This is a genomic window from Pseudomonas pseudonitroreducens, assembly GCF_021603645.1.
Taxonomy (GTDB): domain Bacteria; phylum Pseudomonadota; class Gammaproteobacteria; order Pseudomonadales; family Pseudomonadaceae; genus Pseudomonas; species Pseudomonas pseudonitroreducens.
Map to the genome: position 1 here is coordinate 336,486 of NZ_BQHJ01000004.1, position 20,317 is coordinate 356,802.

A 20,317-nucleotide genomic window follows, 5' to 3' on the forward strand; every position below is an offset into this window, starting at 1 on the left:
CTGAAACCGGGGCGCCATGGGCGTAGAGAAGGGCACCATCTCCATCCGCCTGGTCGGCGAAGCGCTGGCCGAGTTTCGTCGCGCCGGTCGCGACGACGGGCCGCTATTGGCCGCCGCCGGCATCGCCCCGGAGCTGTTCGGCAAGCCTTATGCGCGGGTTTCCAGCCAGGCCTATGCGCGGCTCTGGCTGCGCCTGGCGAAGGAGATGGACGACGAATTCTTCGGCATGAATACCCGGCGCATGAAGTCCGGCAGCTTCAACTTCATGGCCGCTGCGGCGATCCGCGAGCCGACCCTGGAAGCGGCGATGAACGCTGCGCTGCGCTTCATGGGCCTGGTGTTCGACGACTTCACCCCGCGCCTCGTGCGCCAGGACGGCCTCGCCGCCATCGTCCTCGACGAGCCGGAGGGCCCGGCGCCGCGCGCGTTCTGCTACTTCACCCTGTGGCTGATGCTGCACGGCCTGGCCTGCTGGCTGGTGGGGCGGCGCATTCCGGTCCTGGCCATCGAACTGCGCTGCCCGCAGCCGGACTACATCGCCGACTACCGGGTGATGTTCAGCGAGAACCTCAACTTCGCCCGCCGCCAGTCGCGGCTGCTGTTCAATGCCGAAGCCCTGGAGCTGCCGGTGCGCCGCGACGAGCGCGAGCTGCGGCGTTTCCTCGGTGGTGCGCCAGCCAACATCCTGGTGCGCTACCGCGACCCGCAGAGTCTCGCCGCGCGCACCAAGGCCTATCTGCGCAGCCTGAAGTTCGAGCGCTGGCCGGACCTCGACGCACTCGCCAGCCACTTCTACATGGCGCCCTCGACCCTGCGCCGCAAGCTGGCCGCCGAAGGGCAGTCCTACCAGGCACTCAAGGACCAGCTGCGCCGCGACCTCGCGATTGCGCGACTGGACAGTGATGACGGCAACTTCGCCGACCTCGCCGAGGAGCTGGGATTCGCCGACACCAGCGCCTTCTACAAGGCCTTCCGCAAATGGACCGGATCGACGCCGGGGCAATACCGCGCACTGATCCGCCAGGAGCCCTGAAATTTAAGGGTGCGGCTCAAGTAGCCGCCTTTAAAGCCGATAGATCGTTACAGAATCGCTCTCGCTCAAGGACGCCACTCCATGCCCCTGTCCCGCCTTTCGATCCAGTGGAAGATCACGCTGCTGACCGGCCTGTGCCTGCTCTGCATCGTCTGCCTGCTGGTCGGCCTCTCGCTGTTCCGGATGAACCATGACGCCGAGCTGATCAAGGCGGCCAACGCGGACATGCTCAAGGACGCCGCCAAGTCGCGGATGCAGGCGCGCAGCGAGCAGCAGGCGGAGATCATCCAGCGCTTCTTCACCGACGTGTACCACTTCGGCAACCAGTTCTCCCGCCAGGTCAGCCAGCTGCGCGAGCAGTCGACCAAGCACGGCGCGGATGCCGCCGGCGTGCGCAAGGACCTCAATCAGCTGGTACGCGACGGCCTGAAGAGCAATCCGAATCTGCTCAGCCTCTACGTGGTCTTCGAGCCCGATGCGCTTGATGGCCAGGACGCCGCCTTCCATGACCAGGCCGACGCCGGCAGCAACGAGAAGGGCCGCTTCGGCGCCTACTGGGCGCAGAAGGCCTCCGGCGAGATGACCGGCCTGGCGGTGACCGAGGACATGATCGCCGACACCACGGCCATGCTCGACGGCAGCCCCTTCAACACCTGGCAGCTGTGCCCGCTGCAGACTCGCAAGGCCTGCGTGCTCAACCCGTATTTCGACAGCGCCTCGGGCAGCAAGGTGCTGATGACCACCGTCACCTTCCCGCTGATGGACCAGGGCAAGGTCATCGCCGTGATCGGTATCGACATCAGCCTCAGCCGCCTGCAACAGCTGGCCGTCGATGGCGACCGCCAGCTCTACGACGGCGCCGGCAGTGTCAGCATCGTCAGCCCGGCCGGCCTGCTCGCCGGCTACAGCAGCGACGAAGCGCTGCTCGGCCAGCCGCTGGAAAAAGCCATTCCCGGCCAGGCTGCCGAACTGCTGTCGCTGCAGGCCAGCGGTCGCCCGCAGGTGCTGGAGAAGGATGGTCAACTGCGCGTGGTCGAGCCGCTGCTGCCGATCCCGGACGCCAGCAAACCATGGGCCGTGGTGCTCGACGTGCCGCAAGACGTGCTCCTGGCCCCCGCGCTGCAACTGCAGAAGCAGCTGGATGAACGCAACTCCAGCGGTGCGCTGTGGCAAACCATCTTCGGCCTGATCGCCGCCATCGTCGGCCTGCTGCTGGTGTGGCTCACCGCGCGCGGCGTGACCCGGCCGATCCTCGGCGTGGCCGCCATGCTGCGCAACATCGCCAGCGGCGAAGGTGACCTGACCAAGCGCCTGGACTACGCCGGCAAGGACGAGCTGGGCGAGCTGGCCGGCTGGTTCAACCGCTTCCTCGACAAGCTGCAGCCGATCATCCGCGACGTGAAATCCTCGGTGCACGACGCCCGCGCCACCGCCGACCAATCCTCGGAAATCGCCAGCCAGACCAGTGCCGGCATGCAGCAGCAGTTCCGCGAAGTCGACCAGGTCGCCACCGCCTCGCAGGAGATGAGCGCCACCGCCCACGACGTCGCCAACAGCGCCGCCATGGCCGCCGATGCCGCGCGCGGCGCCGACGGTGCGACCCGCGACGGTCTCAACGTGATCGACAACACCACCCGCCTGATCGACGAACTGGCCAGCGACATGAGCAGTGCCATGAGCCAGGTGGAAGGTTTGGCGGCGAGCAGCGAGCAGATCGGCTCGGTGCTGGAAGTGATCCGCGGCATCGCCGAGCAGACCAACCTGCTGGCGCTCAACGCCGCCATCGAAGCGGCCCGCGCCGGTGAGGCCGGCCGCGGCTTCGCGGTGGTCGCCGACGAGGTGCGCAACCTCGCCCGGCGCACCCAGGATTCGGTGGAGGAAATCCGCCAGGTCATCGAAGGCCTGCAGAACGGCACCCGCGACGTGGTCGGCGCGATGAGCAACAGCCACCGCCAGGCCCAGGACAGCGTGAGCCAGGTCGAGCAGGCCGTCGCCGCACTGAAGCGCATCGGCGATGCGGTCAGCGTGATCACCGACATGAACCTGCAGATCGCCAGCGCCGCCGAGGAACAGAGCGCGGTGGCCGAGGAGATCAACCGCAACGTGGCGGGCATCCGCGACGTCACCGAGTCGCTGTCGAGCCAGGCGCAGGAATCGGCGCAGGTCAGCCAGTCGCTGAACAAGCTGGCGAACCATCAGCAGGGGTTGATGGATCAGTTCCGCGTGTGAGCCTGACCTCCGTAGCTCGGATTTTCCCCTCACCCCAGCCCTGGCTGCGCGCCCCGCACCTGGGGGGGCGAGGGAGCAGCCCGTAGCGGCCGGTGAGGGCGATGCTCTTGCTGCGCCATCGCCAACCGGCTGACGCCGTTCTCTCGTTGCACGCCGAACGGTCCCCTCTCCCTCTGGGAGAGGGTTAGGGTGAGGGCTGATCCGAGTTCGGAAACTTCCCGCCGTAGTGAACGTCCTCCGCGGTCAGCCGATGAGTTCGGCGCCACGGCGGGTTCGCGAGCAAGCTCGCTCCTACAGTCTGGCGCTGGTGTTTGCCTGTAGGAGCGAGCTTGCTCGCGAACCGCATGACTCGGTGCTGATCGCGGACGGAGTCCGCTCCCACGCCAACCAATCGTCAGCGCACAGCCCAAGCTGTCCAATCCGCTCATCCAGATTGGCGGCTTTCGACATTGCCCGTGCCCGCGTGCGGCGGGAACATCAGGGGACTCCAACAAGAACAACCCGGGAGTCCCAAGTGATGCGTTCCCATTCCGCCGCCGCTGGCGAATTCGATTACCGCGCCACCGCCGACGCCACCCTGGCCGGCAACCTCGATGCCCTCAATGCCTGCGTCGAATGCTGCGACCGCCACGCCATTCCCGGCCGTGTCGCGCTGTTCTGGGAGGGCAAGGACGGCGGCAGCGCCTCCTACACCTTCACCCAGCTGAAAGAACTCTCCGCCCGCTTCGCCAGCTTTCTGCACAGCCTCGGCGTGCGTCCCGGCGATGTGGTGTCCGGCATGCTGCCGCGTACCCCGGAACTGCTGATCACCGTGCTCGGCACCTGGCGCCTGGGCGCGGTCTACCAGCCGCTGTTCACCGCCTTCGGGCCGAAAGCCATCGAGCATCGCGTGAAGCTGGCCGGCAGCAAGGTGGTGGTGACCGACGGCGCCAACCGCGGCAAGCTCGACGAAGTACCCGACGCGCCCACACAGGTGACCGTCGGCGGGCCGAAGGGACAGGGCATCCGCCATGGCGACTACAGCTTCTGGGCTGAACTGGAACGGCACTCGCCGGACTTCGAACCGGTGCTGCGCAGCGGCGAAGACACCTTCCTGCTGATGTTCACCTCCGGCACCACCGGCCTGGCCAAGCCGCTCGCCGTGCCGCTGAAAGCCATCGTCGCCTTCGTTGGCTACATGCGCGATGCGGTGGGCCTGCGCGAGGAGGATTCGTTCTGGAACCTGGCCGATCCGGGCTGGGCCTATGGCCTCTACTACGGCGTCACCGGGCCGCTGGCCATGGGGCACCCGATCACCTTCTACGAAGGCGCGTTCACGGTGGAGAGCACCTGCCGCATCGTGCGCAAGTACGCCATCACCAACCTGGCCGGCTCGCCCACCGCGTACCGCCTGCTGATCGCTGCCGGCGAGGCGGTGTCCAAACCGCTCAAGGGGCGCCTGCGCGCGGTAAGCAGCGCCGGCGAGCCGCTGACCCCGGAAGTGATCCGCTGGTTCGCCAGCGAGCTGGGCGTGACCATCCACGACCATTACGGCCAGACCGAGCTGGGCATGGTGCTGGCCAACCACCACGAGTTGGAACACCCGGTGCACCTGGGCGCTGCCGGCTTCTCCATTCCCGGCCACCGCGTGGTGGTTCTGGACGAGCAGGGCAACGAGCTGCCCGCCGGCCAGCCCGGTGTCCTCGCCATGGACCGCAAGCGTTCGCCGATGATGTGGTTCGCCGGCTACCAGGGCATGCAGACCAAATCCTTCGTCGGCGACTACTACCTGAGCGGCGATACCGTAGAGTTGAACGCTGACGGCAGCATCAGCTTCGTCGGCCGCGCCGATGACCTGATCACCACCTCCGGCTACCGCGTCGGCCCGTTCGACGTGGAAAGCGCGCTGATCGAACACCCGGCAGTGATCGAGGCGGCGGTCATCGGCAAGCCGGACCCGGAACGCACCGAACTGGTAAAGGCCTTCGTGGTGCTCTGCTCGTCCTACCGGCCGGGCGCGGAGCTGGCCGAGGAACTACAACAGTACGTGCGCAAGCGACTGTCGGCGCACAGCTACCCGCGGGAAGTGGAGTTCGTCGACGAACTGCCCAAGACCCCCAGCGGCAAGATCCAGCGCTTCCTCCTGCGTAACCAGGAGATCGCCAAGCAACGCGAAGCGGCCGAGAAAGCGGCAGCTCACTAAGTACAGCGGAGAGACTTCATGCAGATCCAGAACAAGGTATTCCTGATCACCGGCGGCGGTTCCGGCCTCGGCGCAGCCACCGCGAAACTGCTGGTGGGCGCCGGCGCCAAGGTGGTGCTGGCCGACATCAACGCCGAAGCCGGCGCGGCCCAGGCCGCCGAACTGGGCGAAGCCAATGCGCGCTTCATCCGCACCGATGTGTGCAGCGAGGCGGACGGCAAGGCCGCCGTGCAACTTGTCCTCGATGCCTTCGGCGCGCTGCATGGCCTGGCCAACTGCGCGGGCGTGGCGCCGGCGGAGAAAATTATCGGCCGCAACGGTGTGCACGGGCTGGACAGCTTCACCCGCACCATCAACATCAACCTGATCGGCACCTTCAACATGCTGCGCCTGGCCGCCGAAGCCATGGCGCAGAACCAGCCGGACTCCGGTGGTGAGCGCGGCATCATCATCAACACCGCCTCGGTCGCCGCCTTCGACGGGCAGATCGGCCAGGCCGCGTACTCCGCGTCCAAAAGCGCGGTGGTTGGCATGACCCTGCCCATCGCCCGCGAACTGGCGCGCTCGGGCATCCGCGTGATGACCATTGCCCCCGGCATCTTCGAGACGCCGATGATGGCTGCCATGCCCCAGGAAGTGCGCGACTCCCTCGGCGCCAGCGTGCCGTTCCCGCAGCGCCTCGGTCGCCCCGACGAGTACGCCGCGCTGGCCCGGCACATCATCGAGAACAGCATGCTCAACGGCGAAGTGATCCGCCTCGACGGCGCCATCCGCATGGCCGCGAAGTAACAGGAGACAGCTCATGAACGATCCCATCGTCATTGTCAGCGCCACCCGTACGCCCATGGGCGGCTTCCTCGGCGACTTCAAGGACGTCAACGCCGCTACTCTCGGCGCCGCCGCTATTCGCGCCGCCGTCGAACGCGCCCGCCTGGGCGCCGAAGAGGTGGACGAAGCGGTGCTCGGCTGCGTGCTCTCCGCCGGGCAGGGCCAGGCGCCGGCGCGCCAGGCAGTGCTGGGCGCGGGCCTCGCGCGCGGCACGCCGTGCTCCACGGTGAACAAGATGTGCGGCTCGGGCATGAAGGCGGCGATGATGGCCCACGACGCCATCCTCGCCGGCAGCGCCCGCGTGGCCTTGGCCGGCGGCATGGAGAGCATGTCCAACGCGCCGTACCTGCTGGAGCGCGCCCGCAGCGGCTACCGCATGGGCCACGGCAAGGTGCTTGACCACATGTTCCTCGACGGCCTCGAAGACGCCTACGACAAGGGCCGCCTGATGGGCACCTTCGCCGAGGACTGCGCCGAGAAGTACGGCTTCACCCGCCAGCAGCAGGATGACTACGCCATCGCCTCGCTGACCCGTGCGCAGAAGGCCATGAGCGAAGGCCGCTTCGCCGAGGAAATCGTCGCGCTGAGCGTCAAGGCCGGCAAGGAAACCCGCGAAATCAGCCAGGACGAACAGCCGCCCAAGGCGCGCCCGGACAAGATTCCGACCCTGAAACCGGCGTTCCGCGACGGCGGTACCGTGACGGCGGCGAATGCCAGCTCCATCTCCGACGGCGCCGCTGCTCTGGTGCTTATGCGCCTGTCCGAAGCCGAGAGGCGCGGCCTCACGCCGCTGGCCGCGATCCGTGGCCACTCGTCCTTCGCCGATGCACCGAACCTGTTCCCGACTGCACCGGTAGGCGCAGTGAACCGTCTGCTGCAACGCACCGGCTGGGCCATCGGCGACGTCGACCTGTTCGAGGTCAACGAGGCCTTCGCGGTGGTCGCCATGGCCGCCATGCGTGACCTGGATATTCCCCACGACAAGCTCAACGTCCACGGCGGCGCCTGCGCCCTCGGCCACCCGATTGGTGCGTCCGGTGCGCGGGTGATCGTGACCCTGCTGTCGGCGCTCAAGCAGTACGACCTCAAGCGCGGCATCGCCTCGGTGTGCATCGGCGGCGGCGAAGCCACGGCCATCGCGGTCGAGCGCCTGGCGTAAGGAGCCAACCATGATTCCCAGCGAAGAAGATCTCCAGATCCGCGACGTTGCCCGCCAGTTTGCCCAGGAACGGCTGAAACCCTTCGCCGCCGACTGGGACCGCGAACACCGCTTCCCCGCCGAAGCCATCAAGGAAATGGCCGACCTCGGCTTCCTCGGCATGCTGGTGGCGGAGCAGTGGGGCGGTGCGCAGACCGGCCACCTGGCCTACGCCATGGCCCTGGAAGAGATCGCCGCCGGCGACGGCGCCTGCTCGACCATCATGAGCGTGCACAACTCGGTGGGCTGCATGCCCATCGCCAAGTTCGGCAACGACGAGCAGAAGCGCCAGTTCCTCGTACCCCTGGCCCGTGGCGAAATGATCGGCGCCTTTGCCCTGACCGAACCGCAGGCCGGCTCCGACGCCAGCTTCCTGAAGACCCGCGCGCGCCGTGATGGCGATCATTACGTGCTGAACGGCAGCAAGCAGTTCATCACCTCCGGCAGCCATGCCGGCGTGGTGATCGTTTTCGCGGTGACCGATGCGGCGGCCGGCAAGAAGGGCATCAGCGCTTTCATCGTGCCGACCGATACGCCCGGCTACCGCGTGGTGCGCGTCGAGGACAAGCTCGGCCAGCATGCTTCCGACACCTGCCAGATTGCCTTCGATGACGTGCGCATTCCCGCCAGCTACCGGTTGGGCGAGGAAGGGCAGGGTTACGCCATCGCCCTGGCGAACCTGGAAGGCGGGCGCATCGGCATCGCTTCGCAGGCGGTCGGCATGGCTCGTGCGGCGTTCGAGTACGCCCGCGACTATGCCCACGAGCGCGAGACCTTCGGCAAGCCGATCATCCAGCACCAGGCCGTGGCTTTCCGCCTGAGCGACATGGCCACCGAGATCGCCGTGGCGCGACAGATGGTGCATCACGCCGCCAGCCTGCGCGAAGCTGGCCTGCCGTGCCTGACCGAGGCCTCGATGGCCAAGCTGTTCGCCTCGGAAATGGCCGAGCGCGTGTGCTCCGCGGCAATCCAGACCCTCGGCGGTTACGGCTATCTGCAGGACTACCCGGTGGAACGCATCTACCGCGACGTGCGCGTGTGCCAGATCTACGAAGGCACCAGCGACGTGCAGCGACTGGTGATCGCACGGAGTCTGTAAGGGTTCGCCGGCAGCCCCCGGCCTGTTCGTTGGACAGGCACTTCGGCAGGGCGGGGTCTGCAGGTGGCTTGTCAGGCGGAACGGATTGCTTTTCGTAGGGGCGAGCTTGCTCGCGAACCGCCCAACCGACGAGCAATGTTCGCGAGCAAGCTCGCTCCTACAGGTGGGGCGGCCGCTGGATTCAACTGGCCGGGCTCGGCATGCCCCGCCAGCGCACCGTCTTCAGGTGCTACGTAGGATGGCGTGGAGCGAAGCGATACCCATCAATGGGCATCGCCTGAAGCATCAGGCCCGCTCCGCCGCCTCGCGCGCCTCGCGCGCCGTCACCTGCTGGCAGAGCTCGATGATCTGCTCGCGCATCCAGCGGTTGGCCGGGTCCTGGTCGGTGCTTTCGTGCCAGTACAGGTGGGTTTCCAGCTTGGGCACGTCGTTCACCGGCAGGTCGACGAAGTGCAGGCCATGGTGGCGGGCAAAGCGCTCGGGCACGGTGACCACCATGTCGGTCTGCTGCACCACGGTGGACGCCATCAGGTAGTGCTGCGAACGCAGGGCGATCTTGCGTTGCAGGCCCATCTTGCCCAGCGACAGGTCGACGTAGCCGAGGCCGCTGCGGCGACTGGAAATCTGGATGTGCGCCACCGACAGGTATTCCTCCAGCGTCACCTTGTCCTTGGCCAGCGCGTGGCCCTGGCGCATGGCGCAGACATAGCGGTCTTCCATCAGCTTGACGTGGCGCACCTGCGGGTCGGTGTTCAACGGTGCATCGACGGCGAAGTCCAGGCGGCCGGCGGCCAGCTCCTTGGTGGTCTCGCGGCGCTTGGAGAGGAAGCTCTCGATGTGCACGTTCGGCGCCTGGCGGCGCAGGCGCTGGAACAGCGGCGGCAGGACGATGGCCTCGGTGAGGTCGGTCATGCTGATGCGATAGGTCTTGTTCGCCTGGGTCGGGGTGAAGGTGCGGCTTTCCTGTACCGATACGCGCAGCAACTGCAACGCATTGCGCACCGGTCCGATGATGTTCTGCGCCATCGGCGTCGGCACCATGCCCTGGGCGGTGCGCACGAACAGCGGGTCGTTGAAGGTTTCGCGCAGGCGGGCGAGGGCGTTGGAGACGGCGGGCTGGGTAATGCCGACGATCTGTCCGGCGCGGGTCAGGTTGGCTTCGGTGTAGATCGCGTCGAAGACGATGAACAGGTTCAGATCGACCTTGCTGAGGTTCATTACCGGGGCTCCGCTTGTCATTGTTTTGGCCCGATCATACCCGAACCGGCGCCCAGGTCCATATGGGTTATGAATGTTCATCGATTCGGATAATAGGCTGGGTAAATCCTTCCCGCTGTTCTAGCATCACTCCACACAAACAACCGCCGCCAGAAGGTTAGCCCCCATGGATTTCGCTTATTCCGCCAAGGTTCAGGACCTGCGTGAGCGCCTCACCGCGTTCATGGAAGCCAACGTCTATCCCGCCGAGAAGGTGTTCGAGGAGCAAGTGGCCCAGGGTGACCGCTGGCAGCCCACGCAAATCATGGAAGACCTCAAGGTCAAGGCGAAAGCCGAAGGCCTGTGGAACCTGTTCCTGCCCGAGTCGGAACTGGGCGCTGGCCTGACCAACATGGAATACGCACCGCTGGCCGAGATCATGGGCCGCTCGCTGATCGGTTCCGAACCGTTCAACTGCGCAGCTCCCGACACCGGCAACATGGAAGTGCTGGTGCGCTATGGCTCCGAAGAGCACAAGCGCACCTGGCTGGAGCCGCTGCTGCGTGGCGAAATCCGCTCCGCCTTCGCCATGACCGAGCCGGGCGTGGCCTCGTCCGACGCCACCAACATGGAAGCCAACGCGGTTCGTGACGGTGACGAGTGGGTCATCAATGGCCGCAAGTGGTGGACCTCCGGCGCCTGCGACCCGCGCTGCAAGATCATGATCTTCATGGGCCTGACCAATCCGGATGCGCCGCGTCACCAGCAGCACTCGATGATCCTGGTGCCCACTGACGCCCCCGGCGTGAAGATCCTTCGTCCGCTGCCGGTGTTCGGCTACGACGACGCCCCGCACGGCCACGCCGAAGTGCTGTTCGAGAATGTCCGCGTGCCTTACGAGAACGTCCTGCTCGGCGAAGGCCGCGGCTTCGAGATCGCCCAGGGTCGCCTCGGCCCAGGCCGTATCCACCACTGCATGCGCTCCATCGGCATGGCCGAGCGCGCGCTGGAACTGATGTGCAAGCGCTCCGTCAGCCGCACCGCCTTCGGCAAGCCGCTGGCTCGCCTGGGTGGCAACATCGACCACATCGCCAACTCGCGCATCGAGATCAACCAGGCTCGCCTGCTGACTCTCAATGCCGCCTACATGATGGACAAGGCCGGCAACAAGTTCGCCCAGAGCGAGATTGCCCAGATCAAGGTCGTCGCGCCCAACGTCGCCCTGCAGGTGATCGACCGCGCCATCCAGATGCATGGTGGCGCCGGCGTCTCCAACGACTTCCCGCTGGCCTACTGGTACGCCATGCAGCGCACCCTGCGCCTGGCCGACGGCCCGGACGAGGTGCACCGTGCGGCCATCGGCAAGTACGAGATTGGCAAGTACGTGCCCAAGGACGCTCTGCGCAGCAGCCGCTGATCGTTAGCCCCAATGCAAAGGCCCGCTGATGCGGGCCTTTTTCATTCCGGGAGCATGGTGCTTTTTGTAGGAGCGGACTCCGTCCGCGATGGGTTTCCGGCAGCTACGAGCCGGCCTGATGCACATCGCGGACGGAGTCCGCTCCTACACTCGCTTTCAAGCGCTGATAGTGCTCGACTCACAATGAACAAGGCCAGCTTGCGCTGGCCCTGTTCATTCACTGCTGTGGAGAGGGCTCTGGTCCGTCGGCCATTGCCCTCTGCTCGATCAGCCACTCGCGCCGTGTGTGCAACTGGGCGGCGAAGGCGCGTGCGGCAGCCTCATGGGGGAAGCGCAGGGCACGACGACCGAGACGGACCTGCCAATAGGCCCGGCCGCGAAACTCAACGGCTTCGATCCTCACCTCCAGCGCTTGCATGGATGCTCTCCTGGCTGACGATTTCCAGCGGCTCCTCGCTGGTTCTGCGGGTCTTGAGCAAGGATAGCAGTATGCCACCCGCCAAAAGGCCGAAGGTTACGCCAAGCGACAGGGCCGCGGGAACCTTGCCGATGAATCCGTGCAGGAAAATCTTCGTACCGATGAACACCAGCACCAGCGCCAGGGCGTACTTCAGGTAGACGAAGCGGTGGATCATCGCCGCCAGCGAGAAGTACAGGGCGCGCAGGCCGAGGATCGCGAAGATGTTCGAGGTGTAGACGATGAACGGGTCCTGAGTGATGGCGAAGATCGCCGGCACGCTATCCACGGCGAATACCAGGTCGGCGATTTCGATCAGGATCAGCGCCAGGAACAGCGGGGTGGCGTAGCGCACCAGCTTGCCTGAGGCGTCCGGCATCTTCACGAAGAAGTGATGCTCGTGGATGGTGTCGGTCATGCGGATGCGCTTGCGCAGGAACTTCAGCACCGGATTGTTCGCCAGGTCCGGCTCGGCATCATGTTTGCTGAATAGCATCTTCACGCCGCTGAACAGCAGGAAGGCGCCGAATACGTACATGATCCACTCGAATTCCTTCACCAGCGCGGCACCCAGGCCGATCATCAGCGCGCGCATGACGATGGCGCCGAGGATGCCCCAGAACAGCACCTGGTGCTGGTAGCGGCGAGGAATGCCGAAGAAGCCGAAGATCATCGCCATGACGAACACGTTGTCCATCGATAGCGACTGTTCGACGAGGAAACCGGTGTAGTACTCCACCGCGCTGGTGGCGCCGAACTCGTACCAGACCCAGCCACCGAAGGCCAGGCCGCAGGCGAAGTAGCCGGCAGAGAGCATCAGGCTCTCGCGCACGCCGATCTCGTGGTGATCGCGTTGCAGGACGCCCAGGTCGAGTACAAGGAGAAGAATCACGATGGCCAGGAAGGCCAGCCAGAACCAGGTGGCGGTTCCGAGGAATGGTTCGGTCAAAAAGGCGTGCAGAGCTGTCATTTGGCCCCTCCCTTAGTGTCGTTGTCGAAAAGTGACTCCGACATGGCGGTTGGCAACCGTCAGAGGGGCCCGGCGTCACTGGCGGGAAAATAGCAGAGCGCCCGGCAGAGACAAGCGAAGGAACGTAACAAGTTCCTACAGTAATTCCAGACCGAGCGGTCAGCGTCCTTCAGACAGTCTAGACGCTGACCACCAGAGGGATCAGTAGACCCAGACTTCGACGCGGCGATTCTTCACCCGACCGTCGTTATCGCTGTTGGCCGCCACCGGCAGGGCGTCGCCCATGCCGCTGATCTCGCGAAACATCACGCCTTCCTTCGCCAGTTCACGGCGCACGGCCATGGCCCGCAGCTTGGAGAGCAGCTCGGCGCGGGCTGGGTCCTGCTTCGGATCGCCGAAACCGACCAGCACGGCCTGCTTGTTCATCTTGCCGCTCTGCTGAAGGTAGGCGAGCAGACGGTCGATATCGCGTTGCGCCTTGTTGTCCAGGGTGGCGCTGCCTTCGCGGAAGCGGAAGTTCACCGACAGACGCTTGGCGTCACGCGCCAGGGCCTGGTAGTTCTCCGGCATGCTGGCCCGTGGAGCCATCTTCACCGCCTGCACACGCTGGCCGACGAAACCGCTGGCGCTGACCAGGGCCTGGCCCTTGTCGCCCTGGGCGAACTGCAGCAGGGCGCGGGCCCAGCGGTTCGGCTCTTCCGGTTTCATGTAGAGGAACAGGCGGCGCGACAGCGGATAGTCCTCGGTGGCGATCAGCGTGGTCGAGGGCGGCATCGCCTGGGAGTCGCCGTCGGCGATGCGCAGCGCCTTGGCTTTCTGCACGGACGACAGGCCGACGAAACCGATGCCCTGCGGGTCCTTGCTCACCTCGGCGGATAACTGGTCGCTGGACTCGTAGCGCTGGACGCCGCCGGCCAGCGCCTTGCCGTGGCTGGCCAGCACCAGCTCCTTGAAGGTATCGAAGGTGCCGGAGTTGTCGTCGCGGGCGTACAGATGGATCGCACCGCCGCGACCACCCAGTTCCTCCCAGGTCTTCACTTCACCGGAGAAGATTCGCGCGAGGCTGTCGGTGGTCAGTTCATCCAGCACGTTGGCCGGGTTGACGATGATCGCCAGGCCATCAATGCCGATCACCTGCTCGGCCTTGGCGCTGCGCAGGTTGCCCGACGCCGATAGGCCCGCGACCTCGGCGTCCTTGATCGGGCGCGAGGCGGCCGCCAGTTCGGCGCTGTTGTCCTTCAGGGCGACGAAACCGGTGCTGGAACCGTGGGCCGCCAGGTCGATGATGGCTTCCTTGCCGTCCTGGGTGCGACCGATGATGCGCTGTTCGTTCTCCGCCTTGCCCGGCTTGGCACTGACGTCGCTGTAGCCCTCGCTGACCAGCAGTCCCTTCACCAGCTCCGGCAACAGGTGCGCGCCGATGGTGTTGGAGCCCTGGATGCGCAGTACCGGCTCACCGCCCTGGGACGAGGGCAGGGCGGCGAATGCCGACCAGGGAAACGCGTAGCAGATGAACGCGATGGTGAGCCAGGCGATGGTGACAGGCCAGGGTTGGGCATCGCTGGGGCTCGACTTGTACTGCATGGGGTCAACTTCCATTTGAGGCATCGTTGGCGCGGCAGATTAAGTCGAAATCATTGCATCGATATGACGCTTGCCCATGCGCCAGAGCGCTTGCCGCCTTCTTCGGAGATGACTGGTGGATTGCGGGAGATTTCTGATTTCCGCGTCTGCTAGTCATCGCTATACAGGTCGCCTCACCTTGATATGCAGGAGCCTGGAATGGGCGGCCTCGTCGATTTTGCTTCGGTGCTGATCAAGCTGGTCATCATCCTGTTGGTCGCCTTGATGTCCGGCACGCTGCTTGTGCTCCCGGATAAGGCCATGGAACTCGCTCCCACGATGCTTCTGCTGGTCGTGCCGCTGTTCGTGTTGACCATCGTGCTGGACCTGATAGGGGCCTCCCAACGCTCATCGGAACTCGGGGGCGCGCTGAAGCCTTTGCGGCAACCACGGCGAGGCTGAAGGCAGGCGAGGCGCGTGGTATTGCGCCGCTCGCTGTGGGCGGTCGCGAATAGGAAAAATCTAGGGGTGCATCAGGGAAACCTGATAACGCCGCTTCCAAGGTCAAGAGAAACTTGCGCCGTTTTGAACTGCACCCGCCGGAAGATAACCATGAGCTCACCCCACAGCGCCTCCAGGCCAGCCGAGGCCGGCGCCGAGCATCGCGTCAGGCTGATCCCGCTCGCCGTCCACAATGCCATGGCACCCTGCTGGGGGCGTCCATGGCGCAGGCGTTCACTGAGCCTGCCGACGCCTCGGGGCATGACGTTCCGGAAAATCGAACTGCCAATGGCGTCGCTGCGGTCATGGCTGAACCTGCTATCCCAGGCAGGGATGCTGGCGCGCCGACCAGCGCCTTTGCGGCTTTCGGTCCCGTCCGGGGATGATGACGAGGCTCCCAGAAATATCGTCGATCTAGGACTCGAACTGTCTACGGACATGATCCTGGACTTCGCCCAGCTCGCCCGGACGAGCAAGTCCCGAAGCGGCGAAGAGGCTGCAGCAGCTGAGGTCCGGGAAACACTTGCTGTGCAAGATCCGGAGTCACTCGGAGCTGCCGCAGCTAGGCTCGGCGGCGAGATGCCGCCGGCAGGCACGGGAGAGCCCGTGGCGCTGGATTCCGTTGATGAGGACTTTCTCGGTCTACGTGTGGCCGCGGAGGCGAATGGCACCTCTCCAATGGTGGGCGAGCCGAGATCGAGCGGGGCTGTTGAATCGCCTGCAGTGCAGACTGAGCCTGAACATGGCCCTGCGCTGACGGAGTCCATTCCTGCTCAGCCGCCTGCAGCAGATGCTCCGACGCTCGTGGCCATGAGCGAAGCGGCGGCTACAGGGCTGACTGAGCTGCCAGCGGAGGAGGAGGAAATCTCGTTCAATCTGCAGGAAGTGGAGTTCCTGGAAGTGCCCGCTGCGGCTGGGGCGGCAGCGTCAGTGTCTGCCGAGTCGAAGCAGGAGCCGGCGAGAGCATTGCAAGCTGATGCACAGGAAGCCTCGCCATCGCTCGAGGCTGTCGAGCCTTTCATTCCGGATGTGGTTGAGCCACCTGCAGAGGAGCAGGCGGAAGCCCCGGTGGCCATTGTGCTGACGGAGGCGGAAGCTCTCGGCGCTGTCGAAGAAAACGTTCCGGAAGTCGAAACGCATGTCGAGCCGGAGCTGACGGAGCCTCTGGAAGTCGCTGCGCAAACGGCCCATCCATCGCTTGAGGTTTTCGGGCCGTTTGTTCCGGAGGCAGCAGAGCCATCCGAAGCGGAGCAGGTGCAAGCGCCAATAGCCAATGCGTTGGAAGAGCATGAAGTTCTGGCTCCTGTCGAACAAGACGTCCCGGAAGTCGCGGTGCCTGTTGAGCCGGCGCTACCGGAGTCCCTGGAAGTCGCTGTACACGAGGCCCATCCATCGCTCGAGATTTTCGGGCCGTTTGTTCCGGAGGCAGCAGAGCCATCCGAACCGGAGCAGGTGCAAGCGCCAATAGCCAATGCATTGGAAGAGCATGAAGTTCTGGCTCCTGTCGAACAAAGCGCCCCGGAAGTCGCGGTGCCTGTTGAGCCGGCGCTACCGGAGTCCCTGGAAGTCGCTGCGCAAGCAGTCCTGCCAGCACTCGATATTGTCGAGCCATTTGCTCTGGAGGCAGTCGAGCCCCCCGAACAGGAGCCGGTGGAAGCGGCGGTAGACACTGCGTTGGAGATGCCGGAAGTTCCGGACCTTATCGAACAAAGCGTCGCGGAAGTTGTAGAGCGTGCCGAACCGGAACAGCTGGAATCGCCGGCAGTCGCTGCACAAACGGCGCCGCCAGCACTCGACGTTGTCGAGCCTTTCATTGCGGATGCAATGGAACAACCTGCCCCGGAGCAGGTGCAACCCCTGCTGGCCGTTGCGTTGAAAGAGCTGGAGGCTCTTGCCGAACAAAGCGCCCCGGAAATCCTGGAGCCTGTCGAGCCGGAGCCGCTGGAATCCCAGGAGGTCGCTGCTCAGGCCACCCCGCCAGTGGTCGAGCTGTTTGTCCCGGAGGTTGTGGAGCCATCCGAGCTGGAGCAGGCGCAAGCGCTGAATGTCGTTGTGCAGCCGCAGCCAGAGGAACAGGAGGCTGCCGAGCAGTCGGTTCTATCGACGGTGGAGCATTTCGTGCCCGCATCGACGGAAGGCGCTGAACCGCAGGCGAGCGGTGCGCCAGAGACCGATATGCAATGGGAACCGGTAGAGCCAATCCAGCAGCCAGAGCTGACGGTGTTCGAACCCTTGGAGGCAGAGCTGGCTCCGAGCGGAATTTCCAGTGCCGATTGTGAAACCGATGAATTCTTCGAACCCATGATTTCCGGCTTGGCAGATACGTTGGCGGTACTGGCTGCTACCGGTCATGACTTGTCCCGCGAGGAAGTCCTGGTTTCGACGTTGGATGAGGCGAAAGTGTCTTCCGCAGCGAACACGGTTGCCGCTCAGCAGGCAGGCGACAGCAACCCTGAGGCAGTGGCGCTTCAGGGAATATTGATCCAGAAGGAATCTGAAATGACTGAAATGCAAGACACCGTGGTACCTCAGGCCGACATGAAAGGCACTGCCATTCCAATTACCTCGATGGAGCTGCAGGAGGTTGCAGCTGCGCTGAGCGTTCCCCAGCTCGAGGCGGACCCCGACGATGTTCTGTCCGATGTCCAGAACACCCTCAATTCGCTTGCCGGGATGGCCCAGGGCCTGACTCACCAGAAGCAGGCGGCAGGCCGGCTGCTTCTGGAGAGTCATCTCAAACAGGCCAAGACCAACCTCGATCGCATGGCCGCCGAGAACAATCGCCTGCTGGCGGAGCGTAGCGAAGCACTCAAGGAGCTGGCGCAGACCGTTGACCTGCGTGACAAGACCACGGTCAAGCGCGCCGAGTCCGTCCAGCTCGAGCAGCAGCGTATCGACGAGCAACTCGGCGCCCTGCGTAGTCGCGCCTTCGAACTGGACGAGCGTGAAAGTGCTCTCAAGCGCAAGACCGAGGAGTTGGCGGTACGCCTCAAGAACCTGCAGAGCGCCAAGGACAAATTCAGCACCATCGTGAAGAGTTTCAACGAAACCGTGCAGTTCAACAGCACCTTGTCCGCCATTTCCAAGTCTGTAACCGAGTGAGTTCGGTGGCCGATAAGTCGCGAGACGAATCGGCCGACCTTATCCTCCGGGGCAGGAGCTGGCGCAGGAGACATTGCCGAGACATGGAGTTGTCCGGCGATGTCATTCCGCCCGGTTCCATTCGTCGCCACTGCAAGCTGTCGCGGAAACACCGGGCGATTGGCTGACGGGCGATGTCACGTTGATTCACGGCGGACGATCCAGCCCGCAAACAGTAACAGCGAGGCCTTTGCAACAGGGAGTAACATGGCCCGTATCGTTCTCGTCGACCCTTCCCGGCGTGACTTCGTCACCTTGCGTCGCTTCCTGCACGCCGGCGGCCATCAGTGCGACCTGCACTTCAAGTTCGCCCGGCAGGCGCTGAGCAATCTGAGCGTAAGCGATTGCGATCTATTGCTGGTTACGCTCGAGCTACCAGATATCCATGGGCTGGAGCTCGTGGCGATGCTTCGGCGTGGCGGTCAATTGAAATCCTCTACTCCCGTAATGGTCTGCTCCAGCCTGGGTACGTCGCTGAATATCCAGCACGCCATTCGCAGCGGGGTTTCAGGCTTTCTGCTGATGGATGATCGTCCGAATCTGATCGGGCGCGCCGTGGATACCGTCCTGGCGGGCGGCACGATATTTCCCGAGCATCAGCAAGTGCTGGTTGACGAGGACCCCAGGGTGAAGTCCGCTCTGGTTTTCCCAACGCACCTGATCGCCGTACTGCACGGGTTGCGCCGCGGATGCTCGGTAGCGTTATTGGCGGAGCACCTGTCGTTGTCGGGGGCGAGCGTCGGGCAGCACAAGCGTCAGTTGATGCGCAAGCTGGACGCCAATTCGCTGGACGATCTGTTCCGCATCAGCGAAGAAATCGGATTGCTGTAGGGGCGGGCACCCCTTTCTCCAGGCTGGCACCCTCGCCATGCTCAGCTCCGTTGCGGATAGCTGAAGTTGTCCGTTGGCCTGCCGGCAGAATTCAGAGCGGCTTGCATAGTTTTCCTTCGATTGCGCCGGAATTTACTGACATTCACGTGAGTGCCGCCCTGTAAGAATTCGTTCTGCAACCTGCTCTGCAGCAGCGAACCCATGCAGCAGCAGGACAACCCGAACACCCGACCATTGGCGCACTTCGATATGTCGAACCGTGCGGGGGGTTGGAGTGAGGTCGATCATCCTCAGGGCAGGACGTTTCATGACATCAGATACGAAGCAGTTCGAAGGACAAGAGGATCACGAAGCACTTGCCGCGAGTGCATCCGAACCGTCCGAACAGACAGACATGTCCTCTTCATCCGATCGAGGAACCGAGCGCAAGACTCCACTGTCTCGTCTGGCGAACGCTGTGTCTCTTCGTGCCAAGGGCGCTTCACGCCCCCATTTGTCAACGGGGTACATCCCGATCAATACGAAGGCCAGCGCTGCGCAGAGCACTAGCCAAGTGGCTGCTGCGGGTGAAGTCGGCAATCCGCCGCATGCTGGGCAGGACGATTCGATGGCAGTGCTTGCAGCAACGGAGCCTGTCGGTGATGTACCGGTAACAGGGGCGCCAGTTCTCGAAGCATTCGAATTGCTCGAAAGAGACTTGATCGAACTCGCGTCGGCGTGCTCGGACCTGGGCTCCGGCTCCGAACAGTCCGACCACGGTGGTGTTGCGGGACAAGACCTGCAGGTTTCATGGGTTGACCCGGAGGTAGCGCCCGCGGCAGCTCAGCAACCGAGCGGCAGGTATGGCCCCTCTCGAACCGTCCCGGCTGACACCACAGCCGCTTCAATCTTCAGCCAATCGCTTCCGCCAGTTTCCCACTCTTCCTACGAGGAATCTTCCACCATGAATGCTTCAGACCAACTCCAGCAGGAAAAAGCCAGCTCCAGTGCCTCGCTTGCGCGAGCGTCGGCGGAACCTGCGTTCCAGTCTTCCGTCATGGAGACCGATGGCGTGCTGCACGATGTGCAGTCCACTCTCGATTCTCTGGCAGGCATGGCTCAAGGCCTGTCACAGCAGAAGATGGAAGTCGTGAAGATGCGCGAGGCACTCGACGAACGTCGTCAGGCCACCATCGAGCGCGAGCGTCAGCTGGCTGAGCGGGAAGATCGCCTGGCCCAGATGGAGCAGCGTCTGCAGGAAGAGAAGTATGATATCGAGCGCGTTGCCGAGCAGAACTCTGCCGTACTCGCCGAGCGCAGCAGTGCTCTGCAAGCGCTTGCGGAAACCGTTGATAGCCGCGACCGAGCCACCAGCAAGCGCGCCGAGGTCCTGAATCAGGAGCAGCAGGGGATTGAGCGTCAGCTGAACCAGCTGCGCGCCCGCGTCCAGGAGCTGGATGACCGCGAAGCCGGTCTGCAGCGGCAGGGGGCTGAACTGGCCGACCGCTTCAAGCAATTGCTCGACGCCAAGGAGCGCTTCGGTGTGATCGTCAAGGGCTTCAACGAGACTGTACGATTCAACACGACCTACAGTGCGATCAGCAAGTCGGTCACAACCAGCGAAGACGCCTGATACCGAATTACTCAAGAGGCCGTTCGCCGGCCTCGGCAGCGATGAAATAGCCCGGCATT

General features: G+C 64.4%; 15 protein-coding genes and 1 pseudogene. 12 read left to right on the top strand and 4 right to left on the bottom strand.

From position 1 onward, the window contains the following. Positions 1-16: 16 nt before the first annotated feature. The 7 genes and pseudogenes from L6D89_RS12070 (at position 17) to L6D89_RS12095 (ending at position 8,569) form a co-directional block, all read left to right on the top strand. Positions 17-1,033 (top strand): AraC family transcriptional regulator, encoded by a 1,017-nt coding sequence (locus L6D89_RS12070; RefSeq protein ID WP_236199841.1) that lies wholly within the window; start codon positions 17-19, stop codon positions 1,031-1,033. A 252-nt stretch (positions 1,034-1,285) separates the two neighbouring features. Further along, positions 1,286-2,404: pseudogene (locus L6D89_RS32780) on the top strand (methyl-accepting chemotaxis protein); the annotation flags it as partial. A gap of 102 nt (positions 2,405-2,506) precedes the next feature. Beyond that, complete coding sequence (locus tag L6D89_RS32785) at positions 2,507-3,262, top strand: methyl-accepting chemotaxis protein (protein ID WP_373874947.1); 756 nt, start codon at positions 2,507-2,509, stop codon at positions 3,260-3,262. A 517-nt stretch (positions 3,263-3,779) separates the two neighbouring features. After that, positions 3,780-5,444 (top strand): acyl-CoA synthetase, encoded by a 1,665-nt coding sequence (locus tag L6D89_RS12080; RefSeq protein WP_236199843.1) that lies wholly within the window; start codon positions 3,780-3,782, stop codon positions 5,442-5,444. An 18-nt stretch (positions 5,445-5,462) separates the two neighbouring features. After that, a complete protein-coding gene (locus tag L6D89_RS12085) occupies positions 5,463-6,233 on the top strand; it encodes a 3-hydroxyacyl-CoA dehydrogenase (RefSeq protein WP_236199844.1) in 771 nt (256 codons plus the stop codon). Between the two features lie 13 nt (positions 6,234-6,246). Continuing rightward, positions 6,247-7,431, top strand: a complete 1,185-nt coding sequence (locus L6D89_RS12090) for an acetyl-CoA C-acyltransferase (protein ID WP_236199845.1) — start codon at positions 6,247-6,249, stop codon at positions 7,429-7,431. A gap of 10 nt (positions 7,432-7,441) precedes the next feature. After that, entirely contained in the window at positions 7,442-8,569 is a 1,128-nt protein-coding gene (locus L6D89_RS12095) for an acyl-CoA dehydrogenase family protein (RefSeq protein WP_236199846.1), read from the top strand. 285 nt (positions 8,570-8,854) lie between these two features. Here L6D89_RS12095 and L6D89_RS12100 read toward each other — a convergent pair whose 3' ends face one another. Next, positions 8,855-9,787, bottom strand: a complete 933-nt coding sequence (locus L6D89_RS12100; protein WP_024765514.1) for a LysR family transcriptional regulator — start codon at positions 9,785-9,787, stop codon at positions 8,855-8,857. Positions 9,788-9,953: 166 nt separating this feature from the next. Here L6D89_RS12100 and L6D89_RS12105 point away from each other — a divergent pair, with 166 nt between their 5' ends. Continuing rightward, positions 9,954-11,183 carry an acyl-CoA dehydrogenase gene (locus L6D89_RS12105; protein ID WP_236174608.1) on the top strand — a complete coding sequence of 410 codons (1,230 nt, stop codon included), beginning with the start codon at positions 9,954-9,956 and terminating at the stop codon, positions 11,181-11,183. Positions 11,184-11,400: 217 nt separating this feature from the next. On the opposite strand, the gene L6D89_RS12110 is transcribed toward L6D89_RS12105, so the two are convergent. The 3 genes from L6D89_RS12110 to L6D89_RS12120 all read right to left on the bottom strand — a co-directional run bounded on the left by L6D89_RS12110 (position 11,401) and on the right by L6D89_RS12120 (position 14,194). Further along, positions 11,401-11,601, bottom strand: a complete 201-nt coding sequence (locus L6D89_RS12110) for a hypothetical protein (protein WP_236199847.1) — start codon at positions 11,599-11,601, stop codon at positions 11,401-11,403. Then, the gene (locus L6D89_RS12115; RefSeq protein WP_236199848.1) at positions 11,567-12,610 is read right to left on the bottom strand and encodes a TerC family protein; all 1,044 of its coding nucleotides are present in this window, start codon (positions 12,608-12,610) and stop codon (positions 11,567-11,569) included. The genes L6D89_RS12110 and L6D89_RS12115 overlap by 35 nt, the downstream gene beginning before the upstream one ends. Before the next feature lie 201 nt (positions 12,611-12,811). Beyond that, on the bottom strand, positions 12,812-14,194 hold the full coding sequence (locus tag L6D89_RS12120) for a substrate-binding domain-containing protein (protein WP_236200002.1): 1,383 nt from the start codon (positions 14,192-14,194) through the stop codon (positions 12,812-12,814). A 198-nt stretch (positions 14,195-14,392) separates the two neighbouring features. On the opposite strand from L6D89_RS12120, the gene L6D89_RS12125 reads away from it, so the two are divergent. From L6D89_RS12125 to L6D89_RS12140, 4 genes are all read left to right on the top strand, one after another. Further along, a complete protein-coding gene (locus L6D89_RS12125) occupies positions 14,393-14,635 on the top strand; it encodes a hypothetical protein (RefSeq protein WP_236199849.1) in 243 nt (80 codons plus the stop codon). Between the two features lie 300 nt (positions 14,636-14,935). Continuing rightward, entirely contained in the window at positions 14,936-17,776 is a 2,841-nt protein-coding gene (locus L6D89_RS12130) for a hypothetical protein (RefSeq protein ID WP_236199850.1), read from the top strand. 246 nt (positions 17,777-18,022) lie between these two features. Then, positions 18,023-18,646: a response regulator transcription factor gene (locus L6D89_RS12135; protein WP_236199851.1), complete on the top strand. Its 624-nt coding sequence runs from the start codon at positions 18,023-18,025 to the stop codon at positions 18,644-18,646. 307 nt (positions 18,647-18,953) lie between these two features. After that, positions 18,954-20,258 (top strand): hypothetical protein, encoded by a 1,305-nt coding sequence (locus tag L6D89_RS12140; RefSeq protein ID WP_236199852.1) that lies wholly within the window; start codon positions 18,954-18,956, stop codon positions 20,256-20,258. Positions 20,259-20,317 lie beyond the last annotated feature (59 nt).

Bases quoted from the DNA above. Each gene is read 5' to 3' on its own strand.
- L6D89_RS12070 (WP_236199841.1), top strand. From the start codon at position 17: ATGGGCGTAGAGAAGGGCACCATCTCCATCCGCCTGGTCGGCGAAGCG.
- L6D89_RS32785 (WP_373874947.1), top strand. From the start codon at position 2,507: ATGCAGCAGCAGTTCCGCGAAGTCGACCAGGTCGCCACCGCCTCGCAG.
- L6D89_RS12080 (WP_236199843.1), top strand. From the start codon at position 3,780: ATGCGTTCCCATTCCGCCGCCGCTGGCGAATTCGATTACCGCGCCACC.
- L6D89_RS12085 (WP_236199844.1), top strand. From the start codon at position 5,463: ATGCAGATCCAGAACAAGGTATTCCTGATCACCGGCGGCGGTTCCGGC.
- L6D89_RS12090 (WP_236199845.1), top strand. From the start codon at position 6,247: ATGAACGATCCCATCGTCATTGTCAGCGCCACCCGTACGCCCATGGGC.
- L6D89_RS12095 (WP_236199846.1), top strand. From the start codon at position 7,442: ATGATTCCCAGCGAAGAAGATCTCCAGATCCGCGACGTTGCCCGCCAG.
- L6D89_RS12100 (WP_024765514.1), bottom strand. From the start codon at position 9,787: ATGAACCTCAGCAAGGTCGATCTGAACCTGTTCATCGTCTTCGACGCG.
- L6D89_RS12105 (WP_236174608.1), top strand. From the start codon at position 9,954: ATGGATTTCGCTTATTCCGCCAAGGTTCAGGACCTGCGTGAGCGCCTC.
- L6D89_RS12110 (WP_236199847.1), bottom strand. From the start codon at position 11,601: ATGCAAGCGCTGGAGGTGAGGATCGAAGCCGTTGAGTTTCGCGGCCGG.
- L6D89_RS12115 (WP_236199848.1), bottom strand. From the start codon at position 12,610: ATGACAGCTCTGCACGCCTTTTTGACCGAACCATTCCTCGGAACCGCC.
- L6D89_RS12120 (WP_236200002.1), bottom strand. From the start codon at position 14,194: ATGCAGTACAAGTCGAGCCCCAGCGATGCCCAACCCTGGCCTGTCACC.
- L6D89_RS12125 (WP_236199849.1), top strand. From the start codon at position 14,393: ATGGGCGGCCTCGTCGATTTTGCTTCGGTGCTGATCAAGCTGGTCATC.
- L6D89_RS12130 (WP_236199850.1), top strand. From the start codon at position 14,936: ATGACGTTCCGGAAAATCGAACTGCCAATGGCGTCGCTGCGGTCATGG.
- L6D89_RS12135 (WP_236199851.1), top strand. From the start codon at position 18,023: ATGGCCCGTATCGTTCTCGTCGACCCTTCCCGGCGTGACTTCGTCACC.
- L6D89_RS12140 (WP_236199852.1), top strand. From the start codon at position 18,954: ATGACATCAGATACGAAGCAGTTCGAAGGACAAGAGGATCACGAAGCA.